We start from the raw sequence: 12,896 nt of genomic DNA, 5'->3' as shown, positions 1-12,896 counted from the left end.
ACCCCCTTACGCGTATGGAAGCATGGTCTTAACTCTCTTTGCTTCCATATCTTCGAGAATACCAGCTGCACGGAGGTTGCCCTTACGCTTGCTGCTCTTCTTGGTGAGAATGTGGCGAAGACCCTGCTTTTTATAGCGGACCTTACCAGTTCCAGTGACGTGGAACCGTTTTGCAACGGACCTTCTTGTTTTCATTTTGGGCATTGTAGTGCACCTTCCATCTTGCGCTCACAAGGAACAAGATCCCCTTGGAGCAGCATATTCAACATCCCATGCGGGATACTGTTACTGATTGTCTTTCTTGACTGAGGCAGCTGAAACCTTGGCAGGACTGACGATCATACTCATCATCTTGCCTTCCATCAGGGCGTCTCGGTCAAGATTGAAGCCTACACCATTTTCGGTAAGCTGGGCAAGTATTTTGTCCAAAACTACTTTTCCGAGTTCAGTGTGGGCAAGCTCTCGGCCACGGAAGCGGATGCTTACCTTGACCTTGTTTCCCTCAGCGAGGAATTCACCGATGAATTTGGACTTTGTCTCAAGATCGTGTCTCTCAATCTTGGGCTGCATCCGGATTTCCTTCATTTTGACGACACTTTGGTTCTTCTTGGCATCCCTGAGCCGCTTTTCCTGCTCATAACGGTATTTTCCGAAGTCGAGGACCTTGCAAACGGGAGGGTTTGCGTTGGGGGATACTTCCACCAAATCCAATCCTACACTCTCTGCAAGCATAACGGCGTCAAACACGCTCATGATGCCTTTTTGATTACCTTCTGCATCAATGACGAACACTTCTCTTGCGCGGATCTGTCTATTGATCCTCAAATCCTTCGTAGCCAATCGAACTCCTTGTGTTTTCGGTGAAAACCACTGTGTGTGAGCGTTTCCCAGCCTAAAAGGCCGACGGAAATCAATATATCACAAGCATAAGGGGAGTGTCAAAGTATCTCCCCTTGAGCAAATGAAAAAAGGCCGTAGGAAACCTCCCAACGGCCTTTGCCTATCCTAGTAACCATTACGCCTGATTTGCGGAACCCAGGACGTTGATGTTCTTGTGCATGTACATCTTCTTCAGCTCATCACGGGCAGGGCCGAGGTACTTGCGTGGGTCGAATTCACCGGGTTTCTCAGCAAGAACCTTGCGGATGACGGCTGTCATGGCAAGTCTTCCATCACTGTCGATGTTGATCTTGCAGACTGCGCTCTTTGCTGCCTTGCGAAGCTGTTCCTCGGGAATGCCTACGCTGTCCTTGAGCTTGCCGCCGAACTGCAGAATCATGTTTACATACTCTGCGGGGACAGAAGAGGATCCGTGCAGAACGATGGGGAACCCAGGAAGTTCCTTCTCGATTTCCTCGAGGATGTCAAAGCGAAGCGGAGGCGGAATGAGGATGCCTTCAGCATTGCGGGTGCACTGGGAGGGTACGAACTTGTTCGCACCATGGCTGGTTCCGATGGAAATAGCCAGGGAGTCGACACCGGTTCGGGATACAAAGTCAACAACTTCTGCAGGCTTGGTGTAGTGGCTGACGGCACTGCTTACTTCGTCTTCAATACCGGCCAGAACTCCAAGCTCGCCTTCGACGGTTACATCGTGGGCGTGAGCATATTCAACGACCTTCTTGGTCAGTGCAATGTTTTCTTCATAGGGGAAATGTGATCCATCGATCATGACAGAGCTGAATCCGTTATCAATACATTCCTTGCAAGTCTCGAAGCTGTCGCCGTGGTCGAGGTGCAGTACGATGGGGATTTCAAAGCCGAGTTCTTTTGCATATTCACCGGCCCCGCGGGCCATGTTTCTCAGCAGATTGATGTTTGCGTAATCTCGTGCACCCTTCGATACCTGAAGAATGACAGGACTCTTGGTAGCGACACATGCCTGGACAATAGCCTGCAGCTGCTCCATATTGTTGAAATTATAGGCAGGAATGGCATAACCGCCCTTGACTGCTTTTGCAAACATGTCTCTGGTATTAACCAGACCGAGTTCCTTATAGGATGTCATAGGTTGCTCCTTGTTCAATGGAAAGTTCAAGTCGTTACAAATGTATCCAATCTGCACAAACAGGTCAACCTGTATGCATCTGTTTATTGACCGGCCTAGGCCAGACTGCTACATTCAAGGGCATGAAAGCACCTGTTCTGTTGCCCTATTTGTTAGCCCTATTGCTGTGTGCAACACTGCTTGCTACGTTTCTTTTGCTCCCTATACTTTGGTTTCTTACCGATGCAACGTATTATGCGAATGTCTATGCGTATCAGAACTTCCGTATGGCGACTTCACTGCTAATGCATGGGTATCGTCTTCAGACGGTAACGGTGAAAACGGATGTTGATGAGAAGTTCCTTCATACACTGTTGCAAGCTCAAGAAGGCTTTGTGTTTTGTTCGCCGGTGATCACCCAGGCTCTGCAAAACCTCGATACAAAGCGCTTGGAGGCACTTGTCCCGCTGACCTGGGTTGGTATGGGACGCCAAAGTCCAACAGCAATGCTGTTTGACCGTATGATCGTCAATTTGGATGGGGAAGATGTTTGGCAGACTGTGGTTGAGAGAAGGAAAAACGAAGTTCTCTATGTCCGTAACTCCGATGAACAGTATTACCCGACAGGTATTCCCTCAGATTATGTGTTGTCTAAAAAAGACTCAGAAAGTGATACACAATTTTCCGAGCGCGTGCGTACAACGCTTGGAAGGCAACCCATCATGCATGTGCTGGCTCCCAGGCTTGGTGCATGGGCATTGCCACTTTTACAGACGTCTTCGCTTTTATGGACAGTCGATGCTTCCTATATCGGTTTGGTCAAACCATCACAACGCTATGGCGCGATTGCCGAGGATCTCGGTCGCACCTTTATTGGCGTCCTCTCAACAGAGAAGATGACTGTACCAGCCGTCAAGCGCTTGTTTACTGCTCGACAAATGCGTGGAAGTTGGCTCTGATTTGCTCAATCAAGGTTTCGAGTGCAAGACCCCGCAATTGAGCCGCAAATGCGTAGATATGCTGCATGGAAAGCGGAGTATTGACCGTTCCCCTCACCGGATTGGGACTGAGATAGGGACTGTCCGTCTCCAAAAGTAGGTGGTCGAGGGGAAGCGAAGAAAACAATTCCTGCATGCTCTTGTTCGCCTTATAGGTCAAGGGTCCGGCAAAGGAGAGATAAAAACCCTGCTCAACGGCAAGTTCTGCAAGCTCTCTCCCCCCTTGGTAGCAATGAAAAATACCACGCTTTGCAAAGGTTGTTTTCCCCAGCAATTTTTGAAACTGCTTGTCCGCTTCCCGGTTATGAAAAATGACTGGCTTACCGATTCGGTTGGCAAGCTCGATTTGCTTTTCCACCAAGTACTCCTGGTTCTCAACAGTTCCATACGTATGGTAGTTGTCCAGCCCGATTTCCCCGATGGCGACAACTTTGTTTCGAGTTAGCTGGTCTTCCAACTTGCCAAGTTGTTCATCCAGCGGGTCATCAGCTCCCCAGGGCCCGATGCCTGCGCTGAGGTGAATGAACGGGTAGGGGGCAAACAACGCGGTTCTACCAGCCAAATCGTCGCAGTCCAATCCAACATCGATGCCTTCCATCGAGGCTTCCCTCATCGACGCGAGGACGAGGTCGATGTCAACGCCCTTTCTCTGCATGGAAAGAAGGTGGAAGTGGGAATCGATGAGTTGGGTGGCTATGGTTTGCATACCTTCTTTATACCTGCTTCACTTTTTTGTTGCAAGGTAGGCATTCTTTCATGGCTTGAATGCCTGTGTCATGCTACACTCATTGCTATGATTGGAGACTCCCAATGAATAGAATTCTTATTTATTACTCATCAGAAGGGCATACTCGTCTCGTTGCTGAAAAGATATCCGAGATGCTTGGTTGCGATGTTTTTGAACTACAATTGGTCAAGCCGTATCCTACCAAAGGATTCTTAAAGTTCTATTATGGTGGAAGGGACTCTGTTTTTCACTTCAGTCGGGCTTTCAATAAACCTTTCCCTGATTTGAGCAACTATGAAGTTGTACTGCTTGCTACGCCGATCTGGGCCGGGACTGTCAGCGCCCCCATGTATTCTTACTTGAAAAAAGCCAGCTTCCTCCAAAAGGATCTCTATCTCATTGCTACCTGTAGTGGTGGTGATGTTTCCAAATGTTTTTCGACTATCAAGAAAATCAAGACTGATGGCCACACTCGAGGGGAAATCTCGTTTGTAAATCCAACTGAAGCGACTTTGCAGCAGGATATCGAACGTCTCAAAGCCTTCAGCTCAGCTGTTTTGTCGAACGATTCTTTTCAGTAAAGGGGAAACAATGCACGTTGATGTACTCGTCATAGGAGCAGGCCTCAGTGGTCTCAGCTCAGCAGCTTTATTGGCAAAGCGAGGGTTGCAGGTAGCCGTCATCGACAAGGCCTACTGTCCTGGAGGAAGCTGTGGTGCTTTCAAGCGCGGCGATGCAATCTTCGACCAAGGTTCATCCATGCTTTTTGGCTGGGGGGAAAAGGGGTTCAACGCTCATCGGTTTCTCTTCAATTGTCTGGAGGAGCCCATCACCATCATCCAGCATGAATTGCTCTACTGTGTCCATTATGATGGTAAAAAAGTAAGGTTTTTCTCTGATATTTCCCGGTTCATCGAAGAAGTAGCCACAATATTTCCCGGCCAACGAGAGAACTTGGTACATTTCTATGCTGATATGCAAAAAATGTACGAGCATGTCATGGTGGAAAATCCTTCCTATACCACTCCTGACGAAGTGGATAAGAAAGCTGCCCTGAGCTCGTTGCTGCAGCATCCTCTTTCCTATATGCGTTTCCTTTCCTACTTGAATGTAAGTGCTAAGAGCCTGCTTTCCAAATACTTCACCGACAAATCGATATTCAATTTCTTTGACAAGCTCACCTCAACCTATTGCTATGCAACCGTCGAGGAAAGTCCTGCGATTCTTGCCTCGGTGATGTTTGTCGACAACCATGTCGGTGGTAGTTACTACCCGGCCGGCTCCACGTTGCACCTAACGGGTGCACTGGAGAAAGTAATCGAGCAACATGGATCTACGATGATTGCAGAACATGAAGTCGTCTCCATTCTCTTTGACCAAGGGAAACCCTACGGAGTGTTGCTGGACGACGGGTCCCAATATACTGCAGATCAGATCATCTACAGCGGTACAGTCTGGAATTTGTACGACAAGCTGCTTCCAAAAGAGTATACTACCGAAAAACAAAGACAGTGGGCAAAGAATCAGGAACCTACCTATCCGAGCGTGGCGCTCTATACACTGGTTGACAAAGAAGTTGTTGAGTCTGATACCTTGGCTGTGGAAATGCTTATCGGCCGACCCGATATGCTGGATGAAGACGAGGTAACCGCCTACATTCCCAGCGTCGATGACAGAACCATTTGTAGCGATGATGAACACATCGTTATGGCCATCGGGCCTTCGTTCAGTGATTGGTCTTCACTCAATCCCGAAGCGTACAAGCAAAGAAAGAACGAGGAGATTGATCGCCTGCTTTCTGTACTTGCAAAGCGATTCCCCACGATCAAAGAGCACATCAGGCATGTAGAGCTTGCCACGCCAAGAACCATAGAACGCTTTACGTTGAAGAATGGGGGAGCGGTGGCCGGACCCAAGCAGAAACTTGGCAACCATATGTTCAAACGCCAGCATATCCGGACAGGGTGGGATAGTTTATTCTGCTGTGGCGAGTCGACTACGCTGGGTACCGGCACCCCTACGGTAACAACCAGCGGTATTGCTGCAGCAAATGCCGTTCTCTCCAAACGAGGTCTCAAGCCTTTCCTGTATGAGCCTGGCATGAAAGAGTTTGTCAAGGTTATCGATGCACCGTTTACCAACGAGCAACTGTATGCAACAACAGACGCAGAACGTGATGCCATTCAGAGGGCGGCACGACGCTGTCAGCTCTGTGAACATCCTTCTTGCAGTCAAGGGACAGACTTGGATGTACGCGGTATCATGAGAAGGGTGACAGTGGGCAACTTTGCGGGAGCAAAACGCAAGCTAGCTGAGTCAGCAGTGCAAGATCCCAAAAAACTGGAACCAAACTGCATCAGAGAAGAGTCGGTTGCGATTGGGAAGGTGTGTACGTATTTGAAAGATTATTGAACTATTTCGAGAGTCTTGATTCGTACCAAGCCATAAAACGATGAACCATCACCGCTTGCCTCGACCATAATTAGCTTACCTATATCTGCGTTTGTCGTAGTATAGGTATGTGTGTTTGCGCCGACAATAAGCGTTTTATCATCAAAATCAAGCGGGTTCACTCGATACCAAGTCCAAGACCCGATTGCATCAGGCAGGATTGGATTGAGTGAGAAATCAGTTGCGCTGACAAAAGTTCTGATTTCGATCCCTACTTCGATGCCGTGTCCTGCTGAAGGGGACATCACTCCTGTAAGGTGCAGGGAGGTGTCCAACGTCGAATGATGCAGATATCCTCCCTGGGGGGCGTACTTCGCCCACATGGTGTTTGAAGTTTGTCCATCATATTCACCCCCATTGATTCTTATTCGGGAATAGCAATTCTCGGTAAGTCTGGGATCGATTCCAATCGCACTCTGGTCTGTAATGGTGAATATGAGCCCGTTGACCATGAAGTCAGACCACACATTCCCATCAATCGAGCTTTGGATTGTATAGGATGCAGCTCCCATTTCTGGGAGAGGTTTGAAATAGAGTCGCGCAACCGGGTCTTGATAATAATCACAGTGTGCGATGAATAAGAGATTGGATGGTAGAGCAGCTACTGCTGGAGTAGGTGGGGGTTCTTCATATACAAGATAAGGAGTGTTGTTTTGTAGCATATCAGGATCAATTTCACATCCTAGTATGAGAAAACAGCAGGTAAGACACCCCATAACACACATTCGAAGCAAGCGTCCAATCATGAGTAAACCTCAGCAGGTATAAAGGCGAGGAACGACTCAACTCTTTGTAGATACAGTATAAACTTGCCAATTCTACTTTTCAAGCAAGACATATCCCCCCATGGTACGGAAGACCACTCCTAATGAGAGCGCTGTTTGCACTGAACGTTGGAGCGATGTAGTTGCCTTCCATGCAGGGATGTCTTGTTCTGTAGCGGTGAAACTAAAGACACGTTCAAAAATCTGAGGGGTTTGAAAGGGGACCGGAAACTTGGAGAACCGCTGCATGAAGCAGACGATGTTGCTCGATGGTTCAGCGACCTGCTTCAATGCAGGATCGATCAGCCATGAAGTACAGAATACCAAAGAATGGGTAGGAAAGAAGGTTTTTGCCTGAAGCAGGGAATCGTCCACAACTTCTCTGGACAATTTTTCTCCGGAAGGGATATGCATATGCAGGACTTTCGTCTGCGAATCAGCAAGCAGGCTTAGGGAAGTGGTTTCAAATGGAAGAGGCTTGTGTGCAATGCTCCCGCTTTGGCAATCTATGGTATGGGCTGTCAGCACTGAAGCTTCTTCTTGTAAGGTGGTGACAAACGCTGCTTTTTCCCTATCTGCGAGATAGCCTTCCTGATCGCAAGCAAGGTTTGCCTCAGCAATAGCAAGCAACACTCCTGTTTCCTTCTGCTTATAGACGCGAACGGGTGAGCCCAAGCTTTTCAGTTCGAACTGCAACCTTCCAAGACGAAGAATTCTGGCACACAGATGACGTGCAATCCAAAAGACCTGGGTAAGGCCGGTCTGCTGTTGGTGTGCTTGTGCATAGGTATCGGTCCAAAGCTGAATGTCTTTGAGTGTGGCGATCCTGATGGCATTATCAATGGAAAGCGTATCGTAGAGTGAGCACACGCAATCATAACAACTTTGTATGAGATATAAAGGATAGGTTGGCCCAAAGGTTTGCAATCCCTCAAAGAGAAGAGCCCCTGCGGTTTTTTCATCACGATTCGCTATTGCTGCGCGCAACCCTGTGTTCAACCTTGCATGGTGCTTTGCATCGGTAATCTGCCGTGCCGCTCGCTTGACATCCTCTCTCTGCTGTATCGAGAACCCAAGTTCATCGAAGAATCTCTGCTGCATACGTTGAGCATGCACGCTCGACGAAGTTGGGTCAAGAGGCGTTACAAGTATGCGTATCATGCATCAGAAAAGGCAAAAAAAACCGAGGGTCAGAAATTCCAGCCCTCGGTCCCTTGCTTCAGTTGATCTTACAGCAATCCAATTTCTTTGTAGTAGCGTGCAGCGCCTTCATGGAGGGGGAGACCTGCAAGGTCTTTTACCGCTTCCTTGGGATTGACCTGCTTCAGCGGAGCTTGGGTAGCCTTCAGTTCCTCAAAGTTTTCCCAGAATGCCTTAGTCATATCGTAGATTACATCGGCATCGACGCGGGCATCGGTACAGACGGTAATCTTGATGGCGGAAGTCAGGACATCGGTTGTCTGTCCCGGATAGGTACCGGCCGGGATGGTGTAAGCACCATACCAAGGGTAGGCTTGCTGCAGCTTCTTGATCAGGTCCATGTCGAGGCTGAGTAATTTACCACCGGCGGTTGAAAGCATCTCGGTAACGGCGGCGTTGGGAATACCTGCCATAATCCAAGCTCCATCAAGCTGTTTGTTGCGCATTAGGTCAATTGCTTCCGTGAAACCGACATACTGGACTCTCAATCCATCGGGATAGTTTACTCCACTTGTCTTGAGGTGCAGGCTTGTCTCCACTTCTGTTGTAGAACCCGGGGCTCCTGATGCGAAGCGCTTTCCTGCAAGGTCGGCTAGTGAATTGATATTGCTGTTCTGGGTGACCACCACTTGGTTTGGATTGGCATACAAGCCGATCATAACCCTGAGGTTCGGATTCGGTCTTCCCTCAAATGCTCCGATGCCATTGAAGGATTCATACATAATGGAGGTCACGGCAACACCCAGTTGGGCTTCTCCGTCGGCGATCATATTCAGGTTGGCAATACCGCCGGCACTGGCTTGGGCACTGGCCCTGACGTTATCAAGCTTAGTATTCCACAAATTTGCCATGGCGGACCCAAGCGGATAGACCGCTCCGGTAGTTGCTGCTGTGGGGAAATTGATGACGGTTTTCTTTACAGGTTCAGCCGCTCCTTCCTGCGTACCTGCTGCGAACAGGAGGCCCTGAATGAGCATTGTGATAACCAACAGTACTACTACAGACTTTTTCATACGATTCTCTCCTTGGGTTGTGATTTTATGTTTTTATATTGGATGGCTATGATGATTACGACGAGAAAGAGTCCAGCCAGGTCGGTGACAAGCCCGGTTTCTATGAATAAGAGCCCTGCGACGACCATGAGCAAGCGTTCGATGGTGTTGAGTTTATTGAAAAGATATCCCTGCAGGCCTGATGAGAGGGCGATGACCCCTATGGACGAGGTAAGCAGTGCCCTGAGGGTCACAAGCAAGGGAATACCTTCCGTGCTTCCCAATAAGAGGATGGGATTGTTCAAAAAGAAGAAGGGGAGGATGAACCCGGTAAGTCCAAGTTTTACCGCGATAAGGCTGGTTTTTGTTTGGTCGGAGTCTGCAATGCCGCTTGCTACGTAACTGCTCATTGCCACAGGGGGGGTGATGTTGGAAAGACAGGCATAGATAAGGCAGAACATATGGGCTGCCATGGGAATTGCCCCTGTTTGGATCAAAACTGGAACAGAGACTGTCGAAACAATGACATAGGCAGCAACACCGGGAACTCCCATTCCCAGGACGATGCTCATGAGCATGACCATCAAACCTCCGAGATAGAGCTGCCCCTCGCCGACAATCTTGAGGATGATGTATCCGAAGCTCAGCCCGATTCCTGTCAAGGAAACGGTACCGATAATTACTCCGATGATGGCACAGCTCATACCTACCGCTACAGCCGAGCGTGCACCTTCCACTGTTGCCTTTACGATAACGGACCAGGTCATCCGTGTTTCTTTTCTTAGCCAAGAGGCACCTACGGTAGCAAAAATTGCAATGACTGCAGCAAATAATGGAGTGAATCCAAATCCAAGCATTCCAATCAGGACAAACAGGGGAATGAGCAGATGACCCTGCTTCTTCAGTACGACAACGGCATTGGGGATGTTCTCTTTGCTTAATCCCGACAGCCCGAGGCGTTTAGCCTCGAAATGCACTGCGAACAGCAATGAAAGATAGTAAAGAAAAGCCGGAATGGCGGCGGCAACCATTACTTTAGTGTAGCTGACACCTAAAAATTCGGCCATTACGAATCCCACTGCTCCCATAATGGGAGGAGCAAACTGCCCACCGGTGGAGGCAACAGCTTCAACAGCTGCGGCAAACTCTTTCTTGTAGCCGGTTTTCTTCATCATAGGGATGGTAATGGTTCCCGTGGTTGCCACGTTGGCGATGGCCGAGCCGTTGATCATGCCAAGCAGTGCACTGGCAATTACGGCCACTTTTGCAGGGCCACCGGCTGATCTTCCTACCAGTGTCAGGGAGATGTCGTTGATGAATTGGCTGAATCCACTGTATTTCAAATAAGCACCAAAGAGTACGAAAAGGAAAATATAGGTGGCACTGACTCCGATTCCAACGCCGAAGATTCCCTGGCTGCCCCAAATCATATGATTCAGGACGCGTTTGACACTAAATCCAACATGCCCAAGCTCTCCTGGAATCCACATCCCCAGAAAGTTATACAAGAGGAATATCAATCCAAGGATAGCGAGATTCTTACATGCTCGCCTTCCAGCCTCAAAGATGAGCAGCATGGTAATGCCGGCGATCCAAAGATCGGGATTCAGTAGGTATCCGCCCCGTTTGGCTACCAAAATGTAATTTTTCAAAAGATACAAAAAGGTGAAGCCAAGAACTGCCAGTAATACCATATCCCAGATAGGGGGAAGGGCGCGCTTCCTTTTTTCAGAAGGGTAGGTTGGGAACAAGAGAAAGGTGAAAAGCATGAGAAAGAAAAGGTGCCAGGTCCTTAACGACATGGCATCGATGATGCCGATAGTATTTGCATATACTTGAAATACTGACCATATAAGAAATAATGCAGTAATTGCTGTTCCTAGTGGACCAGAATACACGCGTAATTTGCTATCTGATTCTTTTTTGTCCAGCAATTCCTGGGCGATGAGCTCTTCTTTGGTGAACGTTTTCTCTGTTGAACTACTTTCCATGACACCTACCCCGAACGTTCTCTTCAATCTAGAGGTTGTTTGTCGGTTTGTCAATTTAGATATGCATTATTGTGTATAAACATGGAAGTTTTATACACTATAATGAAAATTTACATACTATGGTATGAACGTTCTCTTGTTTGTAGGGCAAAGTATTCTCGTACACCTTGGCACAAGAGATGCCTGAGGCTGTGCTTTTTCCTAAGCAATTTCCATAAACCATGGTATAACTGATACAACCCAAAGGAAGATGGTAACGCGCCATGGAATATACGATTCAGAGCAAGGAACACCTGAAAGACCTATGGACCAATATTTACAATACGGAAGGAAAGCCTGATTGGTCCCATATTCTGCCTTACTATGATGAGGCAATCTATTTTTGTGACAGTGTACAGAAAATTCAGGGCATACACGATTTCAAGGCGATGACCGAGCGCCTGATCAATCGCTCGAACAACTTGAGAATGGATGTAAAGAATACCGCCTCAAACGGTACTGTAATTTTCATGGAGTGGGAGATGAGTCTGAGTTTTAAAAAGTATCCCAATTCATCCATCTATGGCTCTAGCAGGGTAACCTTGAACGAGAACGGCAAGATTATCGAGCAACGCGATTACTATGATCTATGGGGCGACATTTTCGATAACATCCCCAGGTTCAACAGAATGTACAGAAAATTCATGCACAAGAAGTTTGGTTGAGGTGCCTAAAGCAATGAATCCCTATTGGAAACAATACGAATGGTCGAATATCCGTGCAATGCTGAAAAACAACAAGGCCATGCCCAAGCAAGAACAAAAAGACTTGCAAGGTCACTTGGTAGTCATTACCGGCGCCACCTCGGGTATCGGTTATGAGACCGCCAGACTTTATGCCAGTCATGGCGCCGACTTGTTGATGATCAATCGCAACAAGGAGAAATCAGAAAAGCTGAAGGCTGGACTTGAGCAGCAATTCAAGGGTGTCTACACCTATTTCATTGCTGATTTTTCAAAGCTCGAAGCGATCCATGCTGCAGCCGATTTTTTATGTTCTCTTGACCGGGATATTTGCGTGCTCATCCACAATGCAGGGGTCTACAACACAAAAAAACGCTTCACACACGATGATATCGAAGAAGTATTCCAAGTGAACTACCTCGCTTCGTTCATGCTGACCTATCGATTGCAGGATAAGCTGAAGCGGCAGAAGCACGCGCGAATCCTCTATGTCAACTCGGAAGGTCACCGGTTTGCACTTGCCGGTTTGAAACTTGATGACCTAGGCTGGGACAAACAACACTACACGGGTTTGAAAAGCTATGGCTCGGCCAAAACGGCCCAATTGCTTTCATTGTTTTTCTTCAGCCGGATTTTTAAAGACACCAACGTTACCATCAATGCAATGCATCCAGGCGATGTGTTGACCAACATGGGGGAGAACAACGGTCGGCTATACAAGTTCTTCAAGCATCGGATCATCAACCCCTCATCAAGATCTCCCCAGCTTTCAGCCCAAGCGCTGTATTACTTGGGAGTCTCACAGGAAGTAAAAGAAATTACTGGAAAGTTCTTCAACTTGACCACCCTTGAGATTCCTGCTCCCCATGCACTGGACGTGGTTGTTGCAGAGCAACTTTGGGCAAAAAGCCTGGAAATGGCAAAAATCCAAGTAAAGTCTGTTGATGAGTAATTGGGAGTAAGGACCGCAGAAAAAGAAAAACCTCGAATACGATTCTCGTGGTTTTTACTTAAAACTCGTTGCTTTATATGAATTTGCCGAAAACGGGCATACTTCACACAAA

General features: G+C 47.9%; 13 protein-coding genes. 5 read left to right on the top strand and 8 right to left on the bottom strand.

Going from position 1 to position 12,896, the window contains the following annotated elements; genetic code table 11:
* Positions 1–6 precede the first annotated feature (6 nt).
* The 3 genes from rpmI to SPIBUDDY_RS09610 all read right to left on the bottom strand — a co-directional run bounded on the left by rpmI (position 7) and on the right by SPIBUDDY_RS09610 (position 2,008).
* Positions 7–204 (bottom strand): 50S ribosomal protein L35, encoded by a 198-nt coding sequence (gene rpmI / locus SPIBUDDY_RS09620; protein ID WP_013607565.1) that lies wholly within the window; start codon positions 202–204, stop codon positions 7–9.
* Positions 205–285: 81 nt separating this feature from the next.
* Entirely contained in the window at positions 286–840 is a 555-nt protein-coding gene (gene infC / locus SPIBUDDY_RS09615; RefSeq protein ID WP_013607564.1) for a translation initiation factor IF-3, read from the bottom strand.
* Between the two features lie 175 nt (positions 841–1,015).
* Entirely contained in the window at positions 1,016–2,008 is a 993-nt protein-coding gene (locus tag SPIBUDDY_RS09610) for a class II fructose-bisphosphate aldolase (RefSeq protein WP_013607563.1), read from the bottom strand.
* Positions 2,009–2,130: 122 nt separating this feature from the next.
* Between SPIBUDDY_RS09610 and SPIBUDDY_RS09605 the strand changes: the two genes are divergently transcribed.
* The gene (locus SPIBUDDY_RS09605; RefSeq protein WP_155816091.1) at positions 2,131–2,946 is read left to right on the top strand and encodes a hypothetical protein; all 816 of its coding nucleotides are present in this window, start codon (positions 2,131–2,133) and stop codon (positions 2,944–2,946) included.
* On the opposite strand, the gene SPIBUDDY_RS09600 is transcribed toward SPIBUDDY_RS09605, so the two are convergent.
* Complete coding sequence (locus tag SPIBUDDY_RS09600; protein WP_013607561.1) at positions 2,912–3,691, bottom strand: TatD family hydrolase; 780 nt, start codon at positions 3,689–3,691, stop codon at positions 2,912–2,914. The genes SPIBUDDY_RS09605 and SPIBUDDY_RS09600 overlap by 35 nt on opposite strands.
* A 104-nt stretch (positions 3,692–3,795) precedes the next feature.
* On the opposite strand from SPIBUDDY_RS09600, the gene SPIBUDDY_RS09595 reads away from it, so the two are divergent.
* Both SPIBUDDY_RS09595 and SPIBUDDY_RS09590 read left to right on the top strand, forming a co-directional pair.
* Positions 3,796–4,293, top strand: a complete 498-nt coding sequence (locus tag SPIBUDDY_RS09595) for a flavodoxin family protein (protein ID WP_013607560.1) — start codon at positions 3,796–3,798, stop codon at positions 4,291–4,293.
* Between the two features lie 10 nt (positions 4,294–4,303).
* Positions 4,304–6,124, top strand: a complete 1,821-nt coding sequence (locus SPIBUDDY_RS09590) for a phytoene desaturase family protein (RefSeq protein WP_013607559.1) — start codon at positions 4,304–4,306, stop codon at positions 6,122–6,124.
* Here the strand turns inward: SPIBUDDY_RS09590 and SPIBUDDY_RS09585 are convergent.
* The 4 genes from SPIBUDDY_RS09585 to SPIBUDDY_RS09570 form a co-directional block, all read right to left on the bottom strand.
* The gene (locus SPIBUDDY_RS09585; protein ID WP_041380707.1) at positions 6,118–6,675 is read right to left on the bottom strand and encodes a hypothetical protein; all 558 of its coding nucleotides are present in this window, start codon (positions 6,673–6,675) and stop codon (positions 6,118–6,120) included. The genes SPIBUDDY_RS09590 and SPIBUDDY_RS09585 overlap by 7 nt on opposite strands.
* Before the next feature lie 306 nt (positions 6,676–6,981).
* Positions 6,982–8,028, bottom strand: coding sequence for an acyltransferase domain-containing protein (locus SPIBUDDY_RS09580; protein ID WP_013607557.1), 1,047 nt, complete (start codon positions 8,026–8,028; stop codon positions 6,982–6,984).
* Between the two features lie 128 nt (positions 8,029–8,156).
* A complete protein-coding gene (locus SPIBUDDY_RS09575; protein WP_013607556.1) occupies positions 8,157–9,140 on the bottom strand; it encodes a TAXI family TRAP transporter solute-binding subunit in 984 nt (327 codons plus the stop codon).
* Positions 9,137–11,110: a TRAP transporter permease gene (locus SPIBUDDY_RS09570; RefSeq protein ID WP_013607555.1), complete on the bottom strand. Its 1,974-nt coding sequence runs from the start codon at positions 11,108–11,110 to the stop codon at positions 9,137–9,139. The genes SPIBUDDY_RS09575 and SPIBUDDY_RS09570 overlap by 4 nt, the downstream gene beginning before the upstream one ends.
* Before the next feature lie 263 nt (positions 11,111–11,373).
* Between SPIBUDDY_RS09570 and SPIBUDDY_RS09565 the strand changes: the two genes are divergently transcribed.
* Together SPIBUDDY_RS09565 and SPIBUDDY_RS09560 are read left to right on the top strand one after the other, a co-directional pair.
* Positions 11,374–11,814, top strand: a complete 441-nt coding sequence (locus SPIBUDDY_RS09565; protein WP_013607554.1) for a nuclear transport factor 2 family protein — start codon at positions 11,374–11,376, stop codon at positions 11,812–11,814.
* Between the two features lie 13 nt (positions 11,815–11,827).
* Complete coding sequence (locus tag SPIBUDDY_RS09560) at positions 11,828–12,784, top strand: SDR family NAD(P)-dependent oxidoreductase (protein ID WP_013607553.1); 957 nt, start codon at positions 11,828–11,830, stop codon at positions 12,782–12,784.
* Positions 12,785–12,896: the final 112 nt, after the last annotated feature.

It is taken from the genome of Sphaerochaeta globosa str. Buddy, from assembly GCF_000190435.1.
Classification (GTDB): domain Bacteria; phylum Spirochaetota; class Spirochaetia; order Sphaerochaetales; family Sphaerochaetaceae; genus Sphaerochaeta; species Sphaerochaeta globosa.
Note: the sequence above shows the minus strand (reverse complement) of the source record. Positions and strands in the feature narration are given on the sequence as shown.